At 55.2% G+C, this 26,572-nt stretch carries 24 protein-coding genes and 1 other RNA gene; 14 read left to right on the top strand and 11 right to left on the bottom strand.

Annotated elements, in window-relative coordinates; all coding sequences use genetic code 11:
- Positions 1–136 precede the first annotated feature (136 nt).
- Positions 137–1,579 (top strand): protein adenylyltransferase SelO, encoded by a 1,443-nt coding sequence (gene selO / locus ACSIPU_RS03920; protein WP_004113601.1) that lies wholly within the window; start codon positions 137–139, stop codon positions 1,577–1,579.
- Positions 1,580–1,613: 34 nt separating this feature from the next.
- On the opposite strand, the gene hemP is transcribed toward selO, so the two are convergent.
- From hemP to ppsR, 3 genes are all read right to left on the bottom strand, one after another.
- Entirely contained in the window at positions 1,614–1,793 is a 180-nt protein-coding gene (gene hemP, locus ACSIPU_RS03915; RefSeq protein ID WP_160886036.1) for a hemin uptake protein HemP, read from the bottom strand.
- A gap of 166 nt (positions 1,794–1,959) precedes the next feature.
- On the bottom strand, positions 1,960–3,006 hold the full coding sequence (aroH, locus tag ACSIPU_RS03910) for a 3-deoxy-7-phosphoheptulonate synthase AroH (protein WP_023321177.1): 1,047 nt from the start codon (positions 3,004–3,006) through the stop codon (positions 1,960–1,962).
- A gap of 154 nt (positions 3,007–3,160) precedes the next feature.
- Positions 3,161–3,994, bottom strand: a complete 834-nt coding sequence (gene ppsR, locus ACSIPU_RS03905; RefSeq protein WP_004102943.1) for a posphoenolpyruvate synthetase regulatory kinase/phosphorylase PpsR — start codon at positions 3,992–3,994, stop codon at positions 3,161–3,163.
- A 342-nt stretch (positions 3,995–4,336) separates the two neighbouring features.
- Between ppsR and ppsA the strand changes: the two genes are divergently transcribed.
- On the top strand, positions 4,337–6,715 hold the full coding sequence (ppsA, locus tag ACSIPU_RS03900) for a phosphoenolpyruvate synthase (protein ID WP_004113595.1): 2,379 nt from the start codon (positions 4,337–4,339) through the stop codon (positions 6,713–6,715).
- 74 nt (positions 6,716–6,789) lie between these two features.
- Here ppsA and rprA read toward each other — a convergent pair.
- Both rprA and ydiK read right to left on the bottom strand, forming a co-directional pair.
- An RNA gene (gene rprA / locus ACSIPU_RS03895) (antisense sRNA RprA) lies at positions 6,790–6,897 on the bottom strand.
- A gap of 212 nt (positions 6,898–7,109) precedes the next feature.
- Entirely contained in the window at positions 7,110–8,231 is a 1,122-nt protein-coding gene (gene ydiK, locus ACSIPU_RS03890) for an AI-2E family transporter YdiK (RefSeq protein WP_004113594.1), read from the bottom strand.
- A 203-nt stretch (positions 8,232–8,434) separates the two neighbouring features.
- Between ydiK and ydiJ the strand changes: the two genes are divergently transcribed.
- The 3 genes from ydiJ (at position 8,435) to ACSIPU_RS03875 (ending at position 12,517) form a co-directional block, all read left to right on the top strand.
- Positions 8,435–11,491, top strand: coding sequence for a D-2-hydroxyglutarate dehydrogenase YdiJ (gene ydiJ / locus ACSIPU_RS03885; protein WP_004102939.1), 3,057 nt, complete (start codon positions 8,435–8,437; stop codon positions 11,489–11,491).
- Positions 11,488–11,898: a 1,4-dihydroxy-2-naphthoyl-CoA hydrolase gene (gene menI, locus ACSIPU_RS03880; RefSeq protein ID WP_004102937.1), complete on the top strand. Its 411-nt coding sequence runs from the start codon at positions 11,488–11,490 to the stop codon at positions 11,896–11,898. The genes ydiJ and menI overlap by 4 nt, the downstream gene beginning before the upstream one ends.
- 370 nt (positions 11,899–12,268) lie before the next feature.
- A complete protein-coding gene (locus ACSIPU_RS03875; RefSeq protein ID WP_004102935.1) occupies positions 12,269–12,517 on the top strand; it encodes a GlsB/YeaQ/YmgE family stress response membrane protein in 249 nt (82 codons plus the stop codon).
- Positions 12,518–12,636: 119 nt separating this feature from the next.
- Here the strand turns inward: ACSIPU_RS03875 and ACSIPU_RS03870 are convergent, their stop codons facing one another.
- Positions 12,637–12,963: a hypothetical protein gene (locus tag ACSIPU_RS03870; protein ID WP_017145693.1), complete on the bottom strand. Its 327-nt coding sequence runs from the start codon at positions 12,961–12,963 to the stop codon at positions 12,637–12,639.
- Positions 12,964–13,613: 650 nt separating this feature from the next.
- Entirely contained in the window at positions 13,614–13,955 is a 342-nt protein-coding gene (iraP, locus tag ACSIPU_RS03865) for an anti-adapter protein IraP (RefSeq protein ID WP_017145694.1), read from the bottom strand.
- Between the two features lie 537 nt (positions 13,956–14,492).
- Here iraP and sufA point away from each other — a divergent pair.
- The 7 genes from sufA to ldtE all read left to right on the top strand — a co-directional run bounded on the left by sufA (position 14,493) and on the right by ldtE (position 21,102).
- Complete coding sequence (gene sufA / locus ACSIPU_RS03860) at positions 14,493–14,870, top strand: Fe-S cluster assembly scaffold SufA (protein ID WP_017145695.1); 378 nt, start codon at positions 14,493–14,495, stop codon at positions 14,868–14,870.
- Between the two features lie 2 nt (positions 14,871–14,872).
- Positions 14,873–16,360: a Fe-S cluster assembly protein SufB gene (gene sufB, locus ACSIPU_RS03855; RefSeq protein WP_004102919.1), complete on the top strand. Its 1,488-nt coding sequence runs from the start codon at positions 14,873–14,875 to the stop codon at positions 16,358–16,360.
- A 16-nt stretch (positions 16,361–16,376) separates the two neighbouring features.
- On the top strand, positions 16,377–17,123 hold the full coding sequence (sufC, locus tag ACSIPU_RS03850; protein WP_004102917.1) for a Fe-S cluster assembly ATPase SufC: 747 nt from the start codon (positions 16,377–16,379) through the stop codon (positions 17,121–17,123).
- Entirely contained in the window at positions 17,098–18,372 is a 1,275-nt protein-coding gene (gene sufD, locus ACSIPU_RS03845; RefSeq protein WP_004102915.1) for a Fe-S cluster assembly protein SufD, read from the top strand. The genes sufC and sufD overlap by 26 nt, the downstream gene beginning before the upstream one ends.
- Complete coding sequence (sufS, locus tag ACSIPU_RS03840; RefSeq protein WP_016807788.1) at positions 18,369–19,589, top strand: cysteine desulfurase SufS; 1,221 nt, start codon at positions 18,369–18,371, stop codon at positions 19,587–19,589. Before sufD ends, sufS begins: the two co-directional genes overlap by 4 nt.
- An 11-nt stretch (positions 19,590–19,600) precedes the next feature.
- Positions 19,601–20,017 (top strand): cysteine desulfuration protein SufE, encoded by a 417-nt coding sequence (gene sufE / locus ACSIPU_RS03835; protein WP_004102913.1) that lies wholly within the window; start codon positions 19,601–19,603, stop codon positions 20,015–20,017.
- 101 nt (positions 20,018–20,118) lie between these two features.
- Positions 20,119–21,102 carry a L,D-transpeptidase LdtE gene (gene ldtE, locus ACSIPU_RS03830; protein WP_017145696.1) on the top strand — a complete coding sequence of 328 codons (984 nt, stop codon included), beginning with the start codon at positions 20,119–20,121 and terminating at the stop codon, positions 21,100–21,102.
- A gap of 64 nt (positions 21,103–21,166) precedes the next feature.
- On the opposite strand, the gene lpp is transcribed toward ldtE, so the two are convergent.
- The 3 genes from lpp to ynhH all read right to left on the bottom strand — a co-directional run bounded on the left by lpp (position 21,167) and on the right by ynhH (position 23,325).
- The gene (lpp, locus tag ACSIPU_RS03825) at positions 21,167–21,403 is read right to left on the bottom strand and encodes a murein lipoprotein Lpp (protein ID WP_003029373.1); all 237 of its coding nucleotides are present in this window, start codon (positions 21,401–21,403) and stop codon (positions 21,167–21,169) included.
- A gap of 312 nt (positions 21,404–21,715) precedes the next feature.
- Positions 21,716–23,128, bottom strand: a complete 1,413-nt coding sequence (gene pykF, locus ACSIPU_RS03820; protein WP_004102909.1) for a pyruvate kinase PykF — start codon at positions 23,126–23,128, stop codon at positions 21,716–21,718.
- Positions 23,125–23,325, bottom strand: a complete 201-nt coding sequence (gene ynhH, locus ACSIPU_RS03815; RefSeq protein ID WP_418278710.1) for a protein YnhH — start codon at positions 23,323–23,325, stop codon at positions 23,125–23,127. Before ynhH ends, pykF begins: the two co-directional genes overlap by 4 nt.
- A gap of 312 nt (positions 23,326–23,637) precedes the next feature.
- Here ynhH and fumD point away from each other — a divergent pair, with 312 nt between their 5' ends.
- Positions 23,638–23,850, top strand: a complete 213-nt coding sequence (fumD, locus tag ACSIPU_RS03810; protein WP_004102907.1) for a fumarate hydratase FumD — start codon at positions 23,638–23,640, stop codon at positions 23,848–23,850.
- A 25-nt stretch (positions 23,851–23,875) separates the two neighbouring features.
- On the opposite strand, the gene ACSIPU_RS03805 is transcribed toward fumD, so the two are convergent.
- Positions 23,876–24,514: a TetR/AcrR family transcriptional regulator gene (locus ACSIPU_RS03805; protein ID WP_004102904.1), complete on the bottom strand. Its 639-nt coding sequence runs from the start codon at positions 24,512–24,514 to the stop codon at positions 23,876–23,878.
- Positions 24,515–24,640: 126 nt separating this feature from the next.
- Between ACSIPU_RS03805 and ACSIPU_RS03800 the strand changes: the two genes are divergently transcribed.
- Positions 24,641–26,497, top strand: coding sequence for a bifunctional sugar phosphate isomerase/epimerase/4-hydroxyphenylpyruvate dioxygenase family protein (locus ACSIPU_RS03800; RefSeq protein ID WP_123829730.1), 1,857 nt, complete (start codon positions 24,641–24,643; stop codon positions 26,495–26,497).
- The last annotated feature ends 75 nt before the right edge of the window (positions 26,498–26,572 follow it).

The following is a 26,572-nucleotide window of genomic DNA, read 5'->3' as shown; positions in this document are numbered from 1 at the left end:
CGCGTCTCTTCCCGGTACGCTACCGGGCAATGGCAGAAGCGTGCTAAATCCCCGTGCGGCTTATTATTGCAATAACCCCGCACTCGCCCCGTGTTAATAATTTGTTGAAGGCACTACACTGAAGGCAGGAGGAAACATGACCCTGTCTTTTACTACCCACTGGCGTGATGAACTGCCGGATTTTTACACTGCATTATCCCCCACGCCGCTGGAGAACGCGCGCCTTGTCTGGCATAACGCGCCGCTGGCGCAAGAGCTGGGCATTCCCGAGTCGTTGTTTAACCTGGACAAGGGCGCTGGCGTATGGGGCGGCGAAGCGCTGCTGCCGGGGATGTCGCCGCTGGCGCAGGTCTACAGCGGCCACCAGTTCGGCTCGTGGGCCGGACAGCTCGGCGACGGGCGCGGTATTCTGCTCGGCGAACAGCAGTTGGCCGATGGCCGCCGCGTTGACTGGCACCTGAAGGGCGCCGGGCTGACACCCTATTCGCGCATGGGAGACGGGCGGGCGGTGCTGCGCTCAACGATCCGCGAAGGCCTGGCCTCGGAAGCGATGCATGCGCTGGGCATTCCCACCACCCGCGCTCTGGCAATGGTCGCCAGCGATACGCCGGTGTACCGCGAAACCGTCGAGCAAGGGGCAATGCTGATGCGCCTGGCGGAAAGCCACGTGCGTTTTGGCCATTTTGAGCACTTTTACTATCGCCGCGAGCCGCAAAAAGTGCAGCTGCTGGCGGATTATGTGATTCGCCACCACTGGCCTCATCTGCAAAATGAAGCGGATAAATACATTGTGTGGTTCAGGGATGTTGTCACCCGAACCGCGGAGATGATTGCCAGCTGGCAAACGGTCGGCTTCGCCCACGGGGTGATGAATACCGATAATATGTCGATCCTCGGACTGACGATGGATTACGGCCCGTACGGCTTCCTTGATGATTTTCAGCCTGGCTTTATCTGCAATCATTCCGACTATCAGGGGCGCTATAGCTTTGATCATCAGCCGGCGGTAGGACTATGGAATCTGCAGCGCCTGGCGCAAGCGCTCTCGCCGTTTATCAGCGCGGAAGCGCTGAACGGCGCGCTGGATGACTACCAGCACGCGCTGCTGACGGCATATGGCCGGCGTATGCGCGACAAGCTGGGATTATTGACCCAGCAAAAAGGGGATAACGAGCTGCTGGACGGCCTGTTTTCTCTGATGGAGCGCGAGGGCAGCGACTATACGCGGACCTTCCGGATGCTAAGCCTTAGCGAGCAGGAGAGCGCCGCCACGCCGCTGCGCGACGAATTTATTGATCGTGAGAGGTTCGATAGCTGGTTTGCCGCTTATCGCGCGCGCCTGCGCGATGAACAGATTGACGATGCGCAAAGGCAGGCGCAAATGCGCAGCGTGAATCCGGCTATCGTGCTGCGCAACTGGCTGGCTCAACGAGCCATTGAGCAGGCAGAGCAGGGGGATATGCGTGAACTGGAACGTCTGCATAGCGCACTTTCTCAGCCCTTTGTCGATCGCACGGATGAGTATAGCCAGCGTCCTCCGGACTGGGGAAAGCGCCTTGAAGTGAGCTGCTCGAGCTAATCACCATTCTCCCTGCCTCTTCCGGCGGGGAGCATTATTTGGTCAGGATCAGCTTGCCCGAATGAGTCTGACGCAGCAGATAGCGCTGACCGCCATGTTCAATCACTACCCGTCCTTCGCTGCCTAATAATGTCCGGCTGCTTATCTCTTTGTCCGTCGGAACGGGATACGGGGCATTGTCTTTTGTTTTTTCTGCTGTGGCAGTGTTATCCATACGCGTCATAGCACTAAAAATAAAAATCAAGGCAACAATGATAATCATTATCAATAATGTTGTTTTTGACGGCAAGCTTTATTTAACGCTTTACCAGATTTAGCAGGTATCCGGCCGGACATTGGCGAGAAAAATCTCCCCGCCGCGATCGCGACGGGGAAGGGGACTAGAGGCGGGTGGCGGTTGCGGCGGCTAATTCATCCAGCAGCCGTTCGCTGTCTTCCCAACTCAAGCAGGGATCGGTAATCGATTGTCCCCAGGTCAGCGGCTGGCCGGCAACGACCTTTTGCGTACCTTCCTTAAGGAAGCTTTCGGCCATGATCCCGGCGATTGCGTTCGAGCCCGCGCGGATCTGCTGACATATATCGGCGCAAACTTCCAGCTGACGGCGATGCTGTTTCTGGCAATTACCGTGGCTAAAATCCACCACCAGTTGTTCCGGCAGGTCGAACTCTGCCAGCGCTTCTCCGGCGGCGGCGATGTCGGCAGCGTGGTAATTCGGTTTTTTACCACCGCGCATAATAATATGGCCGTACGGATTCCCGCTGGTCTGATAGATGGTCATCTGGCCCTGCTTATCCGGCGACAGGAACATATGGCTGGCGCGGGAAGCGCGGATGGCATCAACGGCGATACGGGTATTACCATCGGTACCGTTTTTAAAGCCCACCGGGCATGAGAGCGCAGAGGCCATTTCGCGATGGATTTGGCTCTCGGTTGTACGCGCGCCGATAGCGCCCCAGCTAATCAAATCGGCAATAAACTGTCCGGTCACCATATCGAGAAACTCGGTAGCGGTGGGGACGCCGAGCTCGTTCACCTGCAGCAGCAGGCTACGCGCCAGTTCAAGGCCGTGATTCACCCGGTAGCTGCCGTTCAGGTCGGGGTCGGAGATCAGCCCCTTCCAGCCAACCACCGTACGGGGCTTCTCAAAATAGGTGCGCATCACGATTTCCAGCTGCGGCTGATAGCGTTCGCGCATACCCTGCAGTCTGCGCGCATACTCCATCGCCGCATCAGTATCGTGAATGGAACAGGGACCGATCACTACCAGCAGGCGGCGATCTTCACCGTTGAGAATTTTTTCGATTCGGCGGCGCGAAGCAGAAACGTGGGCGGCAACATCGGGGGACACGGGATGCCGTTGCGCCAGTTCCGCGGGCGTTACCAGGCTTTCAATGCGCGCGGTACGCAATTCGTCTGTTTTATTCATTGGGGTCTCAAAAATCTGTTTCTTCCGCGGCGAAAATGCCGGGAAGTGATGCGCATCACGATAAACCAATCCCTGCTTATTGCAAGAGCAGGGCATGATCCTGTATAGGCCACGGGTGATAGCATAAACAAATTTTTGATATCGTACTAGTGTGTTAGTACATTCTGCGGCTTAGCCCCATAATATCCATGATTTTGGTGGCGATCTCTTCAACGGAGTAATTGGTACTGTTCAGGCAAGGGATTTTATTTTTGCGATACAGCGCTTCAACTTCGGTGACTTCCATCCGGCACTGGCGCATAGAAGCATAGCGGCTGTTTTCCCGTCGCTCTTCGCGGATGGCCGCCAGCCGCTCCGGATTGATAGTTAAGCCGAATAGTTTGTGCTGGAGCGGCTTAAGCGATGCCGGCAGAATCAGATTGTCCATATCATCGGCGATAAACGGGTAGTTGGCGGCGCGGATACCGTACTGCATCGCCAGGTACAGGCTGGTAGGCGTTTTCCCGCAGCGCGAAACGCCGAGGAGGATCACCTGGGCCTGATCGAGGTTGCGCAGCGAAATCCCGTCATCATGAGCAAGGGTGTAGTCGATAGCGGCGATACGCGCGTCGTATTTGTTCAGATTACCCGGGGTCAGGCCGTGGGTGCGGTGAGCGATTGGCGTCGGGTCCAGGCGTAGCTCCTGCTGAAGGGGGGCCACCAGCGCCTGAACAATATCCTGACAAAAGCCTTCGCTTTGCACGATGATATCGCGGATCTCCGGCAGCACGATGGAATAGAACACCAGCGGTCGAATACCGGTCTGCTGGAAGATGGCGTCAATTTGTTCCTTCACGGCGCGCGCGCGGCTGATATTTTCGACAAACGGCAGGGTTACGCTGCTGGTGGCTACCGGGAATTGCGACATGACCGCATGACCCAGAACTTCCGCCGTAATAGCGGTACCGTCGGAAATATAAAATACGTGGCGATCTACAGCACTTTCCATTTTGACCATCCGGTATAAAGAGTTTAATTAGCTGAAAGCAGATATTAAATTTAAGCATATCACTCCAGGCTTTGTCTCAAATTTAAAAAGTGAAACGCTATTTTTATTTTTAATGAAAAGGTTGGTTCATTTTTCGCAACTGCGTATCTTTTGTATCAAATTTCATCAGATTTTAGAAGAATCATTGGCTTAGCTATATCCGGAAAAGAATCCTAAAAACGAAAAAATAATTTGCTTGAACGATTCACCGTTTTTTTCAACGGCATAATTATGTCAGGATAAATCCCGTAGTCGATCGTGAATTATTTATCACTGGTATTAAATCACAAAAGGATTGTCTCGATGTCCAACAATGGCTCGTCACCGCTGGTGCTTTGGTATAACCAACTCGGCATGAATGATGTAGACAGGGTTGGGGGCAAAAATGCCTCCCTTGGTGAAATGATTACAAATCTGTCAGGTATGGGTGTGTCCGTACCGAACGGGTTTGCCACCACCGCTGATGCTTTTAATCAGTTTTTGGACCAAAGCGGCGTGAACCAGCGCATCTATGAACTGCTGGATGAAACCGACATTGACGACGTTTCCGCATTAGCGAAAGCGGGCGCGCAGATCCGTCAGTGGATCATTGATACGCCGTTCCAGAGCGAACTGGAAAATGCGATTCGCGACGCGTATACCCAGCTGTCCGCCGATGACGCTGAGGCCTCCTTTGCCGTGCGCTCCTCCGCAACGGCGGAAGATATGCCGGATGCCTCCTTCGCCGGTCAGCAAGAGACATTCCTTAACGTGCAGGGCTTTGACGCCGTGCTCGTCGCGGTGAAGCACGTGTTTGCTTCGCTGTTTAACGATCGCGCCATTTCCTATCGCGTGCATCAGGGTTACGATCACCGCGGCGTGGCTCTATCCGCCGGGGTACAGCGGATGGTGCGCTCCGATCTGGCATCATCCGGCGTAATGTTCTCCATCGATACCGAATCCGGATTCGATCAGGTGGTGTTTATCACCTCCGCCTGGGGGCTTGGCGAGATGGTGGTGCAGGGGGCGGTGAACCCCGATGAGTTCTACGTCCATAAACCGACGCTGGAAGCGGGACGGCCGGCGATTGTTCGCCGCACCATGGGGTCGAAAAAGATCCGCATGGTTTATGCTCCAACTCAGGAGCACGGCAAGCAGGTGCGTATCGAAGACGTGCCGCAGGCGCAGCGCGACGTTTTCTCGTTGACCGACGCGGAAGTGCAGGAGCTGGCCCAGCAGGCAGTGCAAATCGAGAAGCACTACAACCGCCCGATGGATATCGAATGGGCGAAAGATGGCCATACCGGTAAGCTGTTTATCGTCCAGGCGCGTCCGGAAACCGTCCGTTCGCGCGGCCAGGTGATGGAGCGTTATACCCTCCATGCGCAAGGGCAGATTATTTCGGAAGGGCGCGCGATCGGCCACCGCATCGGCGCGGGTCCGGTGAAAGTCATTCATGATATCAGCGAAATGAACCGTATCGAGCCCGGCGACGTTCTCGTGACCGACATGACCGACCCGGACTGGGAACCGATCATGAAAAAAGCGGCGGCGATCGTCACCAACCGCGGCGGGCGGACCTGTCATGCGGCGATTATCGCGCGTGAGCTGGGGATTCCGGCGGTAGTGGGCTGCGGCAACGCCACCGATCGCATCCAGGAAAACCAGAATGTAACCGTCTCCTGCGCCGAGGGCGATACCGGCTACGTCTATGCCGAAATTCTCGACTTCAGCGTCAAGAGTTCCACCGTCGGCGATATGCCGGATCTGCCGCTGAAAATTATGATGAACGTCGGTAACCCGGACCGGGCTTTCGACTTTGCCTGCCTGCCGAACGAAGGCGTGGGCCTGGCGCGTCTGGAGTTTATTATCAACCGGATGATCGGCGTTCACCCGCGCGCGCTGCTGGAGTTTGACGATCAGGAACCGGGTCTGCAGAACGAAATCCGCGAGCTGATGAAAGGTTACGACTCGCCGAGAGAGTTTTACGTCGGTCGCCTGACCGAGGGTATTTCGACGCTTGGCGCGGCATTTTTCCCGAAACGGGTCATCGTGCGCCTTTCCGACTTCAAATCTAACGAATACGCCAACCTGGTCGGCGGCGAGCGTTATGAGCCGGAAGAAGAAAATCCGATGCTGGGCTTCCGCGGGGCTGGCCGCTATGTCTCCGAAAGCTTCCGTGACTGCTTCGCGCTGGAGTGTGAAGCAGTAAAACGCGTGCGTAACGATATGGGCCTGACTAACGTCGAAATCATGGTGCCGTTTGTTCGTACCGTCGCGCAGGCAAAAGCGGTGGTTGAAGAGCTGGCGCGCCAGGGCCTCAAGCGCGGCGAGAACGGCCTCAAGCTGATTATGATGTGTGAAATCCCATCGAATGCGCTGCTGGCTGAGCAGTTCCTCGAATACTTCGACGGTTTCTCCATTGGTTCCAACGATATGACGCAGCTGGCGCTGGGTCTGGATCGCGACTCCGGCGTGGTCTCCGAGCTGTTCGATGAGCGTAACGACGCGGTGAAAGCGCTGCTGTCGATGGCTATCCGCGCGGCGAAGAAACAGGGTAAATACGTCGGTATCTGCGGGCAGGGTCCGTCAGACCATGAAGATTTTGCCGCCTGGCTGATGGAAGAGGGAATCGATAGCCTTTCCCTCAATCCGGATACCGTGGTGCAAACCTGGCTTGGCCTGGCGGAGCTGAATAAGTAAGTTTTTCGCTAAACAAAATGCGCAATCCCCGTCAGCAATGGCGGGGATTTTTTGTTTCAGCCGTCAGCGTACGGGCAAAAAAAAGCCCATCGTGGGAGATGGGCAAAGACTACACACAGCAATTCGTTGTTTCACTCAGGGGATTTCCATGCTTATAAATCAAGGCATTGATTTATAACCGTGAGCTAATACTAGGCACTGAGGCTTTTTGCGTCGATCGGATTCCTCTCAATAGTTAAATTAAGGTAAAGAATCTGCGAAGCAAATGTGGTTAGTGGGCAGAGGAATGCGGACTGTTGTGAGGAATATATTAGTGTTTCTTAATATTTGAGGGCGGTGTGCCCGACAGCGGTCGAGGCGCAATGGCAAAAGGCGGGTTCCCCCGCCCGTTGACTTATTTATCCTGCGAGGCTCGGGTATTGAGCTCGCTAAGCTCCTCAAGCACCAGATCGGGATCTTTCGGCGGCGGCGGCGCTTCGTTAACCCACGCGTCGTATAGTCGCCAGGAGACCGCCAGCAGAACCGGCCCGATAAACAGGCCAATCATGCCGAAAGCCACCAGACCGCCGATAACGCCGGAAAGGATCAGAATCATCGGCAGGTCGGCGCCCATACGAATCAATAGCGGGCGGATAAAATTGTCCATGGTGCCCACTACGCAGCTCCACACCAGCAGTACGGTACCCCAGGTGGTATCGCCGCTCCAGTAGAGCCAGATAATTGACGGCACCAGAACCAGTAAAGGCCCCAGCTGGACAAGACAGGTAAAAATCATCACCACGGTGAGCAGCGCCGCGTAGGGAACGCCGCTGACCGCGAGACCAATACCGCCGAGCACCGCCTGGGCCAGGGCCGTCACGACCACTCCCAGCGCCACGGCGCGAATTGCCTGACCGGCGAGGATCACCGCCGCGTCGCCGCGTTTGGCGGCCAGACGGGTAGCGAAGTGGCGGAAACCATAGGCGACCTGTTCACCACGCCAGTACAGCAGCGCGCTAAACAGTAGCATAAGACCGCAGTAGACCAGCAGCTTGCCGATATGCGCCGCCTGACCAACAAACCAGGTGGTGGTGGTGCCGAGATAAGGGCGAATTTTAGTCATAATCGCCGTGCCCCCCATCTCCAGCAAATTATGCCAGCCGGTGTACAGCTTATCGCCGATCAGCGGAACCGTATTCAGCCACGCCAGATCCGGCGGGGTAAAGTTGCCGCTGGTCACCACTTTTATTAATGGCACGCTGTTGTCCACCAGACTATTGACCAGTAGCGCAATAGGAATAACGAAGAGTAAAAAAAGCAGCAGGGTCATTACCAGTACGGCCAGAGAGCGTTTGCCGAAAAGCAGGCTCTGCAGGCGCAAAAGTACCGGCCAGGTCGCGATGACCACCGTACCGGCCCACGCAAATGACAGAATAAATGGCTGAACGACCCACAGACAGGAAATAATAATCAGGGACAAAAACAGCACCGACAGCAGAACTTGCGGTATATCCCGGGGCTGATTGGGGTTAATCATAGTGAAATTTTACCTTTGCAGTCGCGTCAAAAGGCTGACGCAGCGTAATTCCATGTACTGATAATAATATCAATAAGTTCGCGCGCCTGATTTTGCCCTTAATTCTGGCGGGCGCATATGAAAAAAATGTGATAAAAAGTTGGGTGCGTCACGCAAACGATTAATCACTTACAACACAACATAGTCAGGCAGGGTCGAGCGTCATGATCCCACAGATTTCTCAAGCGCCAGGTGTCGTTCAACTGGTGCTGAATTTTTTGCAGGTACTGGAGCAACAGGGTTTTACCGGCGATACCGCCACCAGCTACGCCGACAGGCTAACGATGGCAACTGATAACAGTGTATATCAGCTGTTGCCGGATGCGATTTTATTCCCCCGTTCCACGGCAGACGTGGCTCTGCTGGCAAGACTGGCGGCGGAAGAGCGTTTTAAAACGCTGATCTTTACCCCGCGCGGAGGCGGCACCGGTACGAATGGCCAGGCGCTGAACGCCGGGATCATTGTCGATATGTCCCGCTATATGAACCGCATTATTGAAATCAACCCCGAAGAAGGGTGGGTGCGGGTGGAGGCGGGGGTCATTAAGGACCAGCTTAATCAGTTTCTTAAACCGTACGGCTACTTTTTTGCGCCGGAGCTGTCGACCAGCAACCGCGCCACGCTTGGCGGGATGATCAACACCGACGCCTCCGGGCAGGGGTCGCTGGTCTACGGTAAAACCTCCGATCACGTACTCGGGGTGCGCTCGGTGCTGATCGGCGGCGATATTCTTGACACTCAGCCAATCCCGGCGGCGCTGGCGGAAACCCTGGGCGCAGAACAGTCGGCGATCGGGCGAATCTATCGCACGGTATATCAACGCTGCAAAGCGCAGCGGCAGCTGGTTATCGATAAATTCCCGAAACTTAACCGTTTCCTCACAGGTTACGATCTGCGCCACGTGTTCAACGACGACATGAGCGAATTTGATCTGACCCGAATCCTGACCGGTTCCGAAGGCACGCTGGCGTTTATTACCGAAGCGCGGCTGGATATCACCCGTTTGCCGAAAGTGCGCCGGCTGGTCAACGTTAAGTACGATTCCTTTAACTCTGCGCTGCGCAACGCGCCGTTTATGGTGGAAGCGAAGGCGCTTTCGGTCGAAACGGTCGACTCGAAGGTGCTCAATCTGGCGCGGGAGGATATTGTCTGGCATTCGGTTAGCGAGCTCATTACCGACGTTGCGGATAAGGAGATGCTGGGGCTGAATATCGTCGAGTTCGCCGGTGATGACGCCGAACTGATTGATGGCCAGGTGACGACCCTGTGTCAGCGCCTGGATGAACTGATAGCACGCAACGAGGCGGGCGTAATCGGCTGGCAGGTTTGTCACGAGCTGGACGGCGTCGAGCGCATCTACGCGATGCGGAAAAAAGCGGTTGGGCTGCTGGGGAATGCCAAAGGGGCCGCCAAACCGATACCTTTCGCCGAAGATACCTGCGTGCCGCCGGAACACCTGGCCGATTATATTGCTGAATTCCGTGAGCTGCTCGACGGCCACGGGCTGAGCTACGGTATGTTTGGTCATGTCGATGCCGGCGTGCTGCACGTGCGGCCGGCGCTGGATATGTGTGACCCGCAGCAAGAGATGCTGATGAAGCGGATCTCCGATGACGTGGTCGCGTTAACCGCTAAGTACGGCGGTCTGCTGTGGGGGGAACACGGCAAGGGTTTTCGCGCTGAATACAGTCCGGCATTCTTCGGCGAAGAGCTGTTCGGCGAACTGCGCAAAATTAAAGCCGCGTTTGACCCGGATAACCGTCTGAACCCGGGTAAAATCTGTCCTCCGGAAGGCGTTGATGCGCCGATGATGAAGGTGGATGCGGTCAAGCGCGGGACATTCGATCGGCAGATCCCCATCGCCGTGCGCAGCTCGTGGCGCGGCGCGATGGAGTGTAACGGCAATGGCCTGTGCTTCAACTTTGATGCCAAAAGCCCGATGTGCCCGTCGATGAAGGTCAGCAACCACCGTATTCACTCGCCGAAAGGGCGGGCAACGCTGGTGCGTGAATGGCTGCGCCTGCTGGCGGACCGCGGCATCGACCCCAATCAGCTGGAAAAAGATCTGCCGGAAAAACGCGCCAGCCTGCGTACTCTGGTGGAGCGTACCCGCAATAGCTGGCACGCACGTAAAGGCGAGTACGATTTCTCCCATGAGGTTAAAGAGGCGATGTCCGGCTGTCTGGCCTGTAAAGCCTGCTCGACCCAGTGTCCGATTAAAATCGACGTTCCGGAGTTCCGTTCGCGTTTCCTGCAGCTTTACCATAGCCGCTATTTGCGCCCGGTTCGCGACCATCTGGTGGCGACGGTTGAATCCTACGCGCCGCTGATGGCGCATGCGCCAAAGACCTTCAACTTCTTTATCAATCAGCCGTGGATGCGCAAGCTATCGGAAAAGCATATTGGTATGGTTGATCTTCCGCTGCTTTCCGTCCCATCGTTGAAGCAGCAGATGGTCGGCCACCGTTCGGCGAATACCACCCTGGAACAGCTGGAAGCGCTGAGCCCTGAGCAGAGGGCGAAGAGGGTGCTGGTGGTTCAGGATCCCTTCACCAGCTATTACGATGCGCAGGTGGTTGCCGACTTTGTTCGCCTGATCGAGAAAGTGGGATACCAGCCGGTGCTGCTGCCGTTCTCTCCCAACGGCAAGGCGCAGCATATTAAGGGCTTTCTGACGCGATTCGCGCGCACCGCGCAGAAAACTGCCGACTTCCTTAACCGCGTGGCCCAGCTCGGCATGCCGATGGTGGGTGTCGATCCGGCGCTGGTGCTCTGCTATCGCGATGAATACAACCAGGTGCTGGGCGACAAGCGCGGCGATTTTCGCGTGATGCTGGTGCATGAATGGTTGCCGCAGGCGTTGACGGAAACCGCAGCGCAGGATCAAGGCGGCGAGTCGTGGTATCTGTTTGGTCACTGTACTGAGGTGACGGCGCTTCCCGCTTCTACCCGGCAGTGGGCGGATATCTTCGCACGCTTTGGCGCGAAGCTGGAAAACGTTAACGTGGGCTGCTGCGGTATGGCCGGGACCTACGGTCATGAAGTGAAGAATCACGCCAATTCGCTGGCCATCTACGCGCTCTCCTGGCAGCAGGCGATGCAGCGCCTGCCGCGCAACCGCTGTCTGGTCACCGGCTACTCCTGCCGTAGCCAGGTGAAGCGTATTGAAGGCAGCGGCGTACGCCATCCGCTGCAGGCGCTACTGGAGATTATGGGATGATTTGGAAACGTCACAGCACGCTGGAGCAGTTGAACGCGATGGGCGACGGGAACATGGTCGGCCTGCTGGATATACGCTTCGAGGCCATGACCGACGAGACCATCGCCGCGACCATGCCGGTAGACAGCCGTACCCATCAGCCGTTTGGCCTGCTGCACGGCGGCGCATCGGTAGTATTAGCGGAAACGTTAGGTTCGGTGGCGGGCTACCTGTGCAGCGAAGGCGAACAGAAGGTGGTCGGTCTGGAGGTCAATGCCAACCATATTCGTTCGGTGCGCAGCGGGAGGGTTCGCGGCGTGTGCCGGGCGCTGCACGTCGGCTCCCGTCACCAGGTGTGGCAGATCGACATTACTGATGAGCAGGGGCGTCTTTGCTGTTCGTCGCGGTTGACCACAGCCGTAATTTAAGTCAATTAAGGGGGAAGATTTCCCCCTTAATACTTATTACCTGCCATCCTTCATCACCGCTGAACGTACCTACGCTATATCCGCTAGCTGCCGGTTTGCACTGTTATTTGTATTGAGATTCAACCAGGCCCAATGTTAACGCTTTATAAGAAAAGTCCTGGCTTAACTTTGCTGCTCACCAGGGATTATTAGCCTTCTACCTTTTATATTCTTTGGTCGCTTATTTGTGCGACATCTTTAGCGCGTAGACCATTATGTTTGATATGACAAGCCCATCCATGTTAAATATAAATTTATCAAACATCGTTAATATTTATGCTAATATTTTTAATACCAGAATTTACAAGGTAACAAGAGGACGGAGTTAGCTATGGGTATCATTTCATGGATCATTTTTGGGCTTATTGCCGGTATTTTAGCCAAGTGGATTATGCCGGGGAAAGACGGCGGCGGGTTTATCGTTACCGTAATTCTCGGTGTCATCGGTGCAGTTGTCGGGGGTTGGATTAGTACTTTCTTCGGCTTTGGCCGGGTCGACGGTTTTAATTTCGGCAGCTTTGTCGTCGCGGTGATTGGTGCGCTGGTCGTACTCTTCATCTACCGTAAGATCAGAAGCTAACCGCACCAGCAACGCCATAAAGTGCAGAGGCTGCCGCCATTGTCGGCAGCCTTTTTAATATCTCTAAAATGTCCGAGTGTTTAATTTCCCCTCTTTCATTCTATTACCACGATACGCGCTTACAGCGCGGGCATATCGGGGACCGGCACGACTTCAACGCGCACTTCATAATGTTTAGCTTTGCTGGCTGGAATCAGCGGCGTGAGTTTATTGATCGTTTCGACCGGATTATCGGTGGCTACGGTGGCGGAGAAAATAACCGGTTTTTTCGGCGGCACAGGGAAAGGCATTGGGCCATAACCCTGAGTCAGCTCGAAGGGGGGATGGCCAGCATTATGCGCCTCAGCCGCCGGTGAGGGCGTTTCGGCTTTCTCTGCATCGGCGGCGAACGCGCTGGTGACGGTAATCGAAACGACGGCGAAGAGCGCAATGATAGTTTTTTTCATTTTTGTTACCTCATAAGTATGTCGATAAAAGCTTAGAGGCAACGCTTTTGGCAAACAATCCCACGGCGGGCGAATCCTATGAATCTCCTTATTTCTTCACGAATGTGAAAGCCTGTCCGCGACGGTGAGGCTTACGAAATTTAAGGGGGAAATGGGGTTAATCGAGCAAAACGCTAATAATTAACAGGACGACCATACACATCGACATGACATCTGTTTCTATATCCATAGTTCAGTACAACACAGGTTCCCGATCGGTCGCCGTTGCGACATTGCGTGAAAAGATGAAGGAAATTTAGCAGCGCATTCTACAGGAGCCAGCCGGTACTGAATAAATCTTTATTTCTGTGAAATGACAGCACTTATAATGAAAACGAATAGGTTTCGTTGCATGAATGGATTCGCGTTAGTGAGGGGGCAAACAGCGTCTCAATTTGGCATATTGGTCGGGTGGCGCGTCAGGCGGCGCGGGAGCCAGAGGGGCAATGGGAGGCAAATGCCATCGTCCCGCCGGATACGCACGTGAAGAAAATATTAATACCGTTTATTGGCCGCCGCGCCTCGTTATGCGCAGCGCGGCATCAATCGATGCCACGGTGGACGCCGACGCGGCGAACAGGCGGCAGGACTTCGCTGGAGCAGGGCTCCGCTTAGTCCACGCGTTTGCCTTTGGCTGCCTCTCCGCCGCCGAGTGCGTCTTGATTAATTTTATCTTCGTGGGTATTAATCAATTGCGTGAGCGCTATTTGCTCCTGAAATTTAGTCAGCAGAAGCTCAGCGTCGGATTTAAGAATATCTTCCGATGATTCAAGCACCGAGTTAATTGCTTTGGTCACATTCCCAACCAGCTCCGCGACCCCTCCTTCCTCGCCAATGGCAAGCATCAATGCGCTTATCAGCAGCGACTGGGCCTCAACCTGCGCAGCAAGCTGCTTGTTTTCTGCATCCATCGCTGAAATTTTCGCGATGATGCTGAGAATGACATTATTCATGATAATCCTTAAATCAATGAGTTAAACGCCGAAGATCACGCTGGTTATATTCGTTGCAGGATCAGCGAAATATCCATTGAAGATAAATATGCCAGAAAATATATCATCAGTGGTAGTGGGGTATTTTCATTATCGGTTGCAGGCGATCCGTCGCTATGGCTTTATCTCAATGTGCTGTCAGATGATTTTGCTGCCGGCACGCTGGCTTGTTGCGGCCTGAAGCGTGTAACTCATTGAATGTCCAGCAAGTAGATGAAAAGTGCTTTTTCCCGCGCCTATTTTATAAATCGGTATTTTCGATACATCTTTGCCATTGCCTGCAATTAAGTGCGCCAAACGTCAATATCTTATTATTTTTCAATATATTAAAACAGAAATTCGCAGGCTGAAAACGCCGAGCACAGGGTCTATGCTTATAAAAAGCGCAAGAAATGAGCCAGCGGGGACAATACCCCTTCTCCGGATGGGTTGAAGTGATAATCATTATCACTAACATAGTGGGTATGCCCTGATGGCGTCAACCTATGAGGTAGAGCGATGGATTCACATGCAGGAACTTTTAATCCCGAAGATTTCAGCTGGCGCGGCCTGGCGATGACCCCAGCCGCCGCCGCCCATATTCGCGAACTGGTCAGCAAACAACCCGACAAGCAGGGGCTACGCCTGGGCGTTAAAACCAGCGGCTGCGCCGGCTTTGGCTACGTTCTCGAACTCATCGCTGAACCGGAGCAGGACGATCTGCTTTTTGAGCGCGATGGCGCGAAACTGTGGGCGCCGCTGCAGGCCATGCCGTTTATCGATGGCACCGAGCTCGACTACGTCCGCGAAGGTTTAAACCAGATTTTTAAATTTCATAACCCCAAAGCGCAGCACGAATGCGGCTGCGGCGAAAGTTTTGGCGTTCAGGCGGAGTAACTATGTCTCGTAATACTGAAGCAACTGACGATGTCAAAACCTGGAGCGGCGGGCCACTCAACTATAAAGAGGGCTTTTTTACCCAGCTACAGACCGATGAGCTGGCGAAAGGCATAAATGAAGAGGTGGTTCGGGCGATTTCGGCACGCCGCAATGAACCAGAATGGATGCTGGAGTTTCGTCTGAACGCCTTCAAGGCCTGGCAGGCAATGGAAGAGCCGCACTGGCTGAAAGCGCACTACGACAAGCTGAATTATCAGGATTACAGCTATTACTCAGCGCCCTCCTGCGGCAACTGCGATGACGCCTGCGCTTCTGAGCCCGGAGCTCTACAGCAAACGGGGTCCAGTGCGTTTCTGACCAGCGAAGTCGAAGAGGCGTTTAACCTTCTCGGCGTACCGGTTCGCGAAGGGCGGGAGGTGGCCGTCGACGCCATTTTTGACTCGGTTTCCGTGGCGACCACCTATCGCGAAAAGCTGGCGGAGCAGGGGATTATTTTCTGCTCCTTCGGCGAAGCGATTCACGATCACCCTGAACTGGTCAGGAAATACCTCGGCACCGTAGTACCGGGCAACGACAACTTCTTTGCCGCCCTTAACGCGGCGGTAGCCTCCGACGGCACCTTTATCTATGTGCCCAAAGGCGTGCGCTGCCCGATGGAGCTGTCGACCTATTTCCGCATCAACGCCGAGAAAACCGGCCAGTTCGAACGCACCATACTGGTCGCCGACGAAGGCAGCTACGTGAGCTATATCGAAGGCTGTTCGGCGCCGGTACGCGATAGCTACCAGCTGCACGCGGCGGTGGTGGAGGTGATTATTCATAAAGATGCCGAGGTGAAGTACTCCACGGTGCAAAACTGGTTCCCCGGCGACAATAATACCGGCGGGATCCTTAATTTCGTGACCAAGCGCGCCCTGTGCGAAGGCGAGAACAGCAAAATGTCGTGGACCCAGTCGGAAACCGGCTCGGCGATCACCTGGAAGTATCCGAGCTGTATTCTGCGCGGCGATAACTCCATTGGCGAGTTCTTCTCGGTAGCGCTGACCAGCGGCCACCAGCAGGCGGACACCGGCACCAAGATGATCCATATCGGCAAAAACACCCGTTCGACGATTATCTCGAAGGGGATTTCAGCCGGCCACAGCCAGAACAGCTATCGCGGCCTGGTCAAAATCATGCCCACCGCGACCAACGCGCGCAACTTCACCCAGTGCGACTCCATGCTGATTGGCCCGGACAGCGGGGCGCATACCTTCCCGTATGTAGAATGCCGTAATAACAGCGCGCAGCTTGAGCACGAAGCGACCACCTCCCGTATCGGCGAAGATCAGCTGTTCTACTGTCTGCAGCGCGGAATCAGCGAAGATGATGCCATCTCGATGATCGTTAACGGTTTCTGTAAGGATGTCTTCTCAGAGCTGCCGCTGGAGTTTGCCGTAGAAGCGCAAAAATTACTGGCGATTAGCCTTGAACACAGCGTCGGCTGATAACAAAGGAAATAAGATGTTAAGTATAAAAAATTTGCAGGTCGCCGTTGAAGACAAAGAGATCCTGCGCGGACTGAATCTGGACGTTCGCCCCGGCGAAGTGCATGCCATTATGGGCCCGAACGGTTCCGGTAAAAGTACGCTCTCCGCCACGCTTGCCGGACGTGAAGACTATGAGGTGACCGGCGGCAGCGTGGAGTTTAAAGGCAAAGATCTGCTGGAACTCTCCCCTGAAGATCGCGCCGGCGAGGGCATCTTCATGGCCTTTCAGTATCCGGTTGAAATTCCCGGCGTCAGCAATCAGTTTTTCCTGCAAACCGCGCTGAACGCCGTGCGCAGCTACCGCGGCCAGGAGCAGCTTGACCGTTTTGACTTTCAGGACCTGATGGAGGACAAAATTAAGCTGCTGAAAATGCCGGAGGATCTGCTGACCCGCTCGGTTAACGTCGGCTTCTCCGGCGGCGAGAAAAAGCGCAACGATATCCTGCAGATGGCGGTGCTGGAACCGGAGCTGTGCATCCTGGACGAGTCGGACTCCGGGCTGGATATCGACGCCCTGAAGATTGTTTCCGACGGCGTCAACTCGCTGCGCGACGGCAAGCGCTCGTTTATTATCGTCACCCACTATCAGCGCATTCTCGACTATATCAAGCCGGATTACGTCCACGTGCTGTACCAGGGGCGGATTGTTAAATCCGGCGATTTTACTCTGGTCAAACAACTGGAGGAGCAGGGCTATGGCTGGCTTACCGAACAGCAGTAACGCGCTGCAGCAGTGGCACCATCTGTTTGAAGCGCAAAGCGAGCAGCGCAGCCCGCAGGCGCATCAGCATTTGCAACAGCTTCTGCGGCTGGGGCTGCCGACGCGTAAACATGAAAACTGGAAATATACGCCGCTGGATGCGTTACTGAACCATACTTTTGTCGCTGCGGAACCGCAGACGCTGACGGCGGCCCAACGCGACGCGCTGGGGCTGGCGGTGGACGCATGGCGTCTGGTTTTTGTCGACGGCCAGTTTAACGAACGCCTGAGCGACGACCTGACCGCCAGCGGCTTTGAGGTGCGGGTAGATAACGACCGTCAGCCGCTGCCTGAAGCCGTTCAGCCCGAAGTTTTTCTGCATTTGACCGAAAGCCTGGCGACCAGCGTCACCCATATCCGGGTCGGGCGCCACCAGCGACCGGAAAAGCCGCTGCTGATCGTGCACATGACGCGCGGGCTGGCGGGCGATGAAATGAACACCGCCCACTATCGCCACCATCTGGAGCTGGAGAGCGGCGCGCAGGCGACTATTATCGAACACTATCTGAGCCTCAACGACGCTGCCCATTTTACCGGCGCAAGGCTGACGATGTCCGTGGCGGATAACGCCCACCTGCAGCATATCAAGCTGGCGTTTGAAAATGCGCAAAGCTACCACTTTGCCCATAACGATTTGGCCCTCGGACGCGACGCCTCCGCCTTCAGCAGCAGTTTTCTGCTCGGCGCCTCGGTACTGCGCCACCACACCAGCACGCAGTTGAACGGTGAAAACAGCAACCTGCGGATTAACTCGCTGGCGATGCCGGTTAACAACGAAGTGTGCGACAGCCGCACCTGGCTCGATCATAAGGTCGGATACTGTAACAGCCGTCAGCTGCACAAAACCATCGTCAACGATAAAGGGCGCGCGGTGTTTAATGGACTGATCAACGTCGCCCAGCATGCGATTAAAACCGATGGCCAGATGACCAACAATAATTTGCTGCTTGGCCGCCTGTCCGAAGTGGATACCAAGCCGCAGCTGGAAATCTACGCTGATGACGTGAAGTGCAGCCACGGCGCGACCATCGGGCGCATTGATGATGAACAGCTGTTTTATCTGCGTTCGCGCGGCATTACGCAGCAGGCGGCGCAGCAGATGATTCTTTACGCCTTTGCCGCGGAGCTCACGGAAGCGATCGATGATGAGGCGCTCAGGCAGCAGATACTGGCGCGTATTGGCCAGCGTTTGCCGGGAGGTAAAGCATGACATTTTCTGTGGAACGCGTGCGCGCGGATTTTCCCGTGCTTAATCGCGAGGTGAACGGTCAGCCGCTGGCCTACCTTGATAGCGCCGCCAGCGCGCAGAAGCCGGAAGCGGTGATCAACGCTGAGGCGGAGTTTTACCGCCACGGCTATGCGGCGGTACACCGCGGCATTCATACCCTTAGCGCGGAAGCCACGGCGCGGATGGAGCAGGTGCGTCAGCAGGGGGCGACGTTCCTGAATGCCCGATCGGCAGAAGAGCTGGTGTTTGTTCGCGGTACCACGGAAGGCATTAATCTGGTAGCGAACAGTTGGGGCAATGCTAACGTCGGCGCAGGGGACAATATCATCGTCAGCGCGATGGAGCATCACGCCAATATCGTGCCGTGGCAGATGCTGTGCGCCAGGGTGGGCGCCGAACTGCGGGTCATCCCGCTGAATCAGGACGGTACGCTGCAGCTCGATGCCATCCCCGGCCTGTTTGATGAGCGCACCCGGCTGCTGGCTATTACCCAGGTGTCTAACGTGCTGGGAACCGAAAACCCGGTCGCCGCCCTGGTGGCTTTAGCCCATCAGCACGGCGCCAAAGTGCTGGTGGACGGCGCGCAGGCGGTGATGCACCATCCGGTGGACGTGCAGGCTCTGGACTGTGATTTCTACGCATTTTCCGCGCATAAGCTTTACGGCCCCACCGGTATCGGCATGCTCTACGTTAAGCAGGATATCCTGCAGGATATGGCGCCTTGGGAAGGGGGCGGGTCGATGATCGCCACGGTCAGCCTGACGCAAGGCACGACCTGGACAAAAGCGCCGTGGCGCTTCGAGGCGGGAACGCCGAACACTGGCGGTATCATCGGGCTGGGGGCGGCGCTGGATTACGTCAGCGCGCTGGGTCTGACGCAGATCGCGGAATATGAACAAACCCTGATGCGCTACGCGCTGCAGGCGCTGGAGAGCGTGGCGGATTTAACCCTTTATGGTCCGCAAAATCGGCTCGGGGTGATTGCCTTTAATCTCGGCAAGCATCATGCCTACGATGTCGGCAGCTTCCTGGATAACTACGGCATTGCGGTACGTACCGGGCACCATTGCGCCATGCCGCTCATGGAGTTCTACGGCGTCCCTGCTATGTGCCGGGCGTCGCTGGCGATGTACAATACCACGGAAGAGGTGGACCGGCTGGTAGCGGGCCTGCAGCGGATCCACAAATTGTTAAGCTAAAGGAAGCAACTATGGCGGCGTTACCTGATAAAGACAAACTGCTGCGCAACTTTAGCCGTTGCGCGAACTGGGAAGAGAAATATCTCTATATCATCGAACTGGGGCAGCGCCTTGCGCCGCTGAGCCCGGAAGAGCATAGCGCGCAGAACATCATTCAGGGCTGCCAGAGCCAGGTATGGATCGTGATGACGCAGGAGCAGAGCGGCGCAATTGCGCTTCGCGGCGATAGCGATGCCGCTATTGTGAAAGGGCTTATCGCGGTGGTGTTTATTCTTTACGATCGGATGACGGCGAAGGATATCCTCGCTTTTGATGTGCGCCCGTGGTTTGAAAAAATGGCCCTCACGCAGCACTTGACGCCTTCACGGTCGCAAGGACTGGAAGCGATGATCCGCGCAATCCGCGCGAAGGCGGCAAATCTTAGCTAGAATTAAACAGTAGATTTCATTCTGTTATGCGCGACGGGAGGGGAACCTCCCGTTGTGCATAACAGGCCTGGCGTTTTATCAGCGAAAGAAGGAATCTCAGTATGAAACGCGCTTCTCTCATCACCATAGCCGTTCTGAGCGCCCTCAGCGCGTCACATGCAGCCTGGGCCGTCGATTACCCTCTTCCCCCTGCCAACAGTCGTTTGATTGGTGAGAACCAGTCCTGGACGGTACAGGAGGATGACCGCAACCTGCAGGCGATTGCCCGTCGTTTCGATACCGCAGCGATGCTGATCCTCGAAGCGAACGATACGATTGCCCCGGTGCAGCCTAAACCGGGTACCCAGGTGCTGATTCCCTCCCGGATGCTGCTGCCGGACGTGCCGCGGGAAGGGATCGTCGTCAACCTGGCCGAGCTGCGCCTGTACTACTTCCCGCCGGGAATGAACCAGGTGCAGGTTTATCCCCTCGGGATTGGTCAGCAGGGGCTGGAGACCCCGGAGATGACCACGCGAATAGGGCAGAAAATTCCGAACCCGACCTGGACGCCGACGGCAGGCATTCGCGCTCGCTCGCTGGAAAAAGGAATTAAGCTGCCGCCGGTCGTGCCCGCAGGACCGAATAACCCGCTGGGGCGTTATGCGCTGCGCCTGGCATACGGCAACGGGGAATATCTTATTCATGGCACCAGTGCGCCAGATAGCGTCGGACTACGCGTCAGCTCCGGCTGTATGCGCATGAATGCGGCGGATATTCAGGCGTTATTCAATCAGGTGAAAAGCGGGACGCCGGTGCGGATTATCAATCAGCCGGTCAAGTTCGCCGTGGAGCCGGACGGTAAGCGCTATGTTGAAGTTCATCGACCGTTGACGCCGGATGAGACCAGCAACCCGCAGACGATGGCCTATACGCTTCCTGCGGAGTTCCATCAATTCTCCGGCGATAAAGCGGTGGATGAGGCCATGCTTAAACGCGCGCTGACCCGGCGAGCAGGATATCCGGTGGTGGTATCCGCGGGCAGCAGCTCAACGTCGGGCCTGTCCGTACAGAGTGCGCCGGTAGACGAAGCAAAAAGGGTGCAGTAGGCGGGGGAACGAGAGGCAAAAAAAATGGCGCACAATGTGCGCCATTTTTATTACACAGATACTATTACTTACGGTATTTAGTAGCTGCGTTGTCCAGACGCTGGTTAGCGCGAGCTGCGTCATCTTTAGCAGCCTGAACGTCGGAACGCATTGCGTTCACGTCGTTGCTCAGCTGGTCAACTTTAGCGTTCAGAGTCTGAACGTCAGAAGACAGCTGATCGATTTTAGCATTGCTGGAGCAACCAGCCAGCAGAGTAGAACCCAGGATTACCGCGCCCAGTACCAGTTTAGTACGATTCATTATTAATACCCTCTAGATTGAGTTAATCTCCATGTAGCGTTACAAGTATTACACAAACTTTTTTGTGATGAGAATATTTTTTTACTTTAATACGCTTATTTTTGATCGTTCGCTCAAAGAAGCATCGAAATCATCAGGTAACCTTAAAAAGGCGAGAGAAAACAGCGCGCTTCCATCGGATTCATCTTAGATAATCTCGCGTTAAATAGTAAATTCCGATTTGCATTTTTATTAATAGCAGCTAGTGCTGGAATAAAAAAAAGCGCCTCAATGAGGCGCTTTTAAAGGAAATACTAATTAACCTGTAAATTATTACAGCACGTGCACGGAAGCGGTATTGGTGGTTCCGCTCGGGACTAATGCGCCGGAAACCATAACAACCACGTCGCCTTTGCGCGCCAGGCCGCTCTGCAGCGCCAGCTCTTTACCGAGGTGATAGAAAGCGTCGGTAGAGGCGATCTCTTCAACCAGCTGCGCTACCACGCCTTTGCTCAGCACCAGCTGACGCGCGGTGGTTTCGTTGGTGGTCAGCGCCAGGATGGTTGCATCCGGGAAGTATTTACGTACGGCGCGCGCGGATTTACCGCCCTGGGTCGCGACGACGATCAGCGGCGCTTCCAGTTTTTCTGCCGTTTCAACCGCACCGCGGCAGACCGCTTCGGTGATGCGCAGCTTACGGTTATCGTTGTTGTACTCAAGACGGCTGGTCATCACGCGGTCGGTACGTTCGCAGATGGTCGCCATGATGGTGACCGCTTCCAGCGGATATTTACCTTTTGCGGATTCGCCTGAGAGCATGACAGCATCGGTGCCGTCGAGGATGGCGTTGGCCACGTCGCCCGCTTCCGCACGGGTCGGACGCGGGTTTTTGATCATGGAATCCAGCATTTGGGTCGCGGTAATAACGACTTTACGCGCGCGGATACATTTTTCGATCATCATTTTCTGCGCGAAGATAACTTCTTCAACCGGGATTTCAACGCCCAGGTCGCCACGCGCAACCATGATGCCGTCAGAAGCTTCGAGGATTTCATCGAAGTTGTTCAGGCCTTCCTGGTTTTCAATTTTAGAGATGATCTGGATCTTCTCGCCGCCGTGAGCTTTCAGGTGCTCGCGGATTTCCACGACGTCGGAACGCTTACGGATAAAGGAGGCCGCAACAAAGTCCACGCCCTGCTCGCAACCGAAGATCAGGTCCTGTTTGTCTTTCTCAGCCAGCGCCGGCAGAGCGATAGATACGCCCGGCAGGTTAACGCCTTTGTTCTCGCCGAGGTCGCCGTTGTTCAGCACTTTACAAACAACTTTGTTACCTTCGATCGCGGTGACTTCCATACCGATCAGACCATCGTCGACCAGTACGGTGTTGCCGACGCTCAGGTCGCTGGTGAAGCCTTCATAGGTCACCGCGACGATTTCGTTATTACCTACTACCGATTTGTCGGTGGTGAAGGTGAAAGTCTGGCCCGCTTTCAGGGAGACGTCGTTACCGCCTTCCAGCTTAATAGTACGGATTTCCGGACCTTTGGTATCCAGAAGGATTGCTGCTTTCTTGCCCGTTTTGCTCATCACATTGCGCAGGTTCTGGATGCGCTGGCCGTGTTCCGCATAGTCACCGTGAGAGAAGTTCAGACGCATAACGTTCATACCGGCGTCCAGCATTTTGGTCAACATCTCTTCGGATTCGGTTTTCGGACCGATGGTGCAAACAATTTTGGTCTTTTTCATGACAGTTTAATCTTTAAGTTGTGAAGGATAGGGATGGGGAATCTGACTCCGTGGGCGTACTGCCGCAGAGTTAAACCTGTATTACGAAAGTTGCTATGCCACGCTCTAAGGATAGGTGACAACAAAAGAGCGTGCAGAAGAATGTGTGCTGGCGGTTCAGCCCATGAAAAGAGGCAACGTGTTATGCGTTTAGTCATGCAATCCAATGCGCTGAAACCATTCAATAAGAATTTGCCGGGCATTATACGTTGCCCAATCCAAAAAAGAAAATGAAAACCATGTTTCATTTCTATAGTTATATACTTAACAAAATGCAAACTAAACCTACGCTTATGCGCAACACATTTTTTCATCAGCTGACAAGATAAAGCGGGCGGAAATGCGGATTTATTCACAACTTTGCCAGCAAAAATACGTCGCTGAGGCGAAATCATCGCGCTGGTTTGATTTAAGCGGGAAATATATCAATAATGATTTGATTGATAATGAAAATTTGAGAGCCAAATAGCATGGGAAACACAGCCAAAGATGAGGCGCTGTATCAGGAAATGTGCCGCGTTGTCGGTAAAGTCGTGCTTGAGATGCGCGACCTGGGTCAAGAGCCAAAGCATATCGTTATCGCCGGCGTGCTGCGTACCGCCCTGGCAAACCCGAAGGTCAAGCGCTCAGCGCTGACGCAGGAAGCGATGGAGAAGGTGGTCCATGCGCTTTCCGGCAGCTAGCCGGACCTGCGCGTTTCCCTGAGCTTCATGAAATCACAAAGCGTATCACCGCTTTGACGGCAATATCGCAGTGGTGGGCGACCATCGCTTCATCATCAATGGCCGGCATCGGGTCGTCCAGATAGAGGCTGCTAAAGGTATAAAAGTTCGACACCTGATAGAAGCTAAAGCTGCTGATCAATCGATGCACATCGCGCGCCTCCAGACCCGCCTGAAACACGCCTTGCTGCTGGCCGCGCTGCAGAATATCTTCCAGAATCGACAGAGCGGTACGGTTTAGCGGTTTCAGCTGTCCGGAGCTTTTCAGCCACTTGCCGCGCTGCATGTTTTCCATACAGATAACCCGCATATAGTCGGCGTGCGTGGCGTGATAGCGCACGCTCCACTTTACCAGCTGCACCAGCGCCTCAACCGGCGGCACGTTTTCCAGCCCAAGCTGCTGCTCGGTTTCGCGGATCCTCGCGTAGACGTGCTGGAGCACGGCCTGATAAAGCTGCTCTTTGGTCTTGAAGTAGTAGACCACCATGCGTTTAGTGGTCTGCGCTTCGGTGGCGATTTGCTCCATTCGCGCGCCCGACAAACCGTGCTCGGCGAAAACGGTAATAGCGGCGGCGAAGATCCGCTCCTTAAGCGATTGTGCTTCATCATGAGCAACGGCAGACATAACGGCTCCTTTTCTTGAGATGCAAAAAATACACATATTGATCACAATTTTGCAACCAGCCATGGCGCAATTGAACCAAATGATTCATATTCAGGTCATTAAGTCAGCTCATGACCCGAGGACACTATGTTGCGCTCCATCGCCACCGTCTCGATTTCCGGTACCTTACCCGAAAAGCTCCATGCCATCGCAGCGGCGGGCTATCAGGGCGTCGAAATTTTTGAAAACGATCTGCTCTATTATACCGGTACGCCGGCCGATATCCGCCACCTGGCGGCTGATTTAGGGCTAAAAATCACGCTTTTTCAACCGTTTCGTGATTTTGAAGGCGCCAGCCGCGCCCAGTTCACCGCTAATATGGAACGCGCCAGACGCAAATTTGCGCTCATGCATGAGCTGGGCTGCGATACCATGCTGCTGTGCAGTAACGTTCAGCCGGACTGTTCCGCCGACGTCGAACTGCAGGTGGCCGATTTACGCGCTCTGGCTGAGCTGGCGGAGCAGGAAGGCATCACCATCGGCTACGAGGCGCTGGCCTGGGGCACCCACGTTAACCGCTGGCATCAGGCATGGGCGCGGGTCAAACGCGTCGATAGCCCGGCGCTGGGTATTGTGCTCGACAGTTTCCACGTGCTGGCGCGCGGTGACACGCTGGCGCAGCTGGCGGACGTGCCGCTGGAGAAAATCACCTTTGTACAGATGGCTGACGCGCCACTGATGAAAATGGATATCCTCGAATGGAGCCGCCACTTCCGCTGCTTCCCCGGTCAGGGACAGCTGCCGCTGGTGGATTTTGCCTGCGAGATTATCCGCTGCGGCTATCGTGGCCCCTGGTCGCTGGAGATTTTTAACGACAGCTTCCGGGCTTCTCCCAACGGTGCGACGGCGAAAGATGGCTATCGCTCGCTGCTGTGGCTGGAAGAGCAGGTCCGCCACCGGCTGCCGGAAAGCCGCGCGCCGCTGTTTGCACCGGCTGAACTACCGGTCTATGCCGGGCTCGAGTTTATCGAGTTTGCCGCCACGCCATCGCAGGCGGGAGTACTCGGAGACAGGCTGGCGCAGCTCGGCTTTGCCGAAGAGGGGACGCATCGCTCAAAACGCGTCTCCCTCTGGCGCAACGGTGGGGCGCGGGTGGTGGTTAACGCCCAACCGCATAGCTGGGCCGACCATTTTCATCAGCGTCACGGAGTCTCTCTCTGCGCTATGGCGCTACGCGTCAGCCAGAGTGCGGCAATCGTCGAGCGCGCCCGCGCCTTGGGCTATGCCACCTGGCAGGGCGATGCCGGTCCCAACGAAAGCCCAATCCCGGCGGTTTGCGCCCCGGACGGTAGCCTGATTTATCTGATTGAAGTGGGCGACGACATCTACACGCGCGATTTCCATCTGCGCACGGACGTCACGCCGCGCGACGATTATTGTGGTATCGATCACCTGGCACTTGGCATGGAGTCGGATAGCCGCGATAACTGGATCATTTTTTTCCGCACCGTATTCGGTTTTATCCTTGAGCATGAACAAACGCTACCCGATCCGTACGGGCTGGTGCGCAGCCTGGCGGTACGCAGTCCGCAGGGCGACATCCGCTTTGCGCTGAATATTTCGCAAAGCCGCGCCACGCAAATTGCCCGTTCAGTGGCCTGTTATCAGGGAGCTGGTTTACAGCACGCGGCTTTTGCCTGCCGCGATTTATCCTCCACGCTTGCAAGCGTGCCCGAGGTTGCCGTCAATGCGCTGCCGATTCCGGCGAATTACTATGAAGATTTGCTGGCCCGTTATGGGAAGGGTATTCCTGTTAACCTGTTGAAGAATCATCAAATTCTTTACGATCGCGATGGCAGCGGCGGCGAATTCTTTCACCTCTACACCCGACCGATTGCGGTGGGACGCTTTTTCTTTGAACTGACCGAACGGCGCAACGGTTACGCACTTTATGGTGCTGTAAATGCAGCTGTACGCTTGTCAGCAATGCAGTACACCGAGTAATGTAGCAGATGGTTCACCACTCAACGTTGCAAACACAATAACAATATCCGGCTGTACCCTATGACAGGAAACGAC

This window comes from Klebsiella sp. HN106 (assembly GCF_051209435.1).
Classification (GTDB): domain Bacteria; phylum Pseudomonadota; class Gammaproteobacteria; order Enterobacterales; family Enterobacteriaceae; genus Klebsiella; species Klebsiella oxytoca.
The sequence above is the reverse complement of the archived record's forward strand: the minus strand, read 5'-3'. Positions and strand labels throughout refer to the sequence as shown.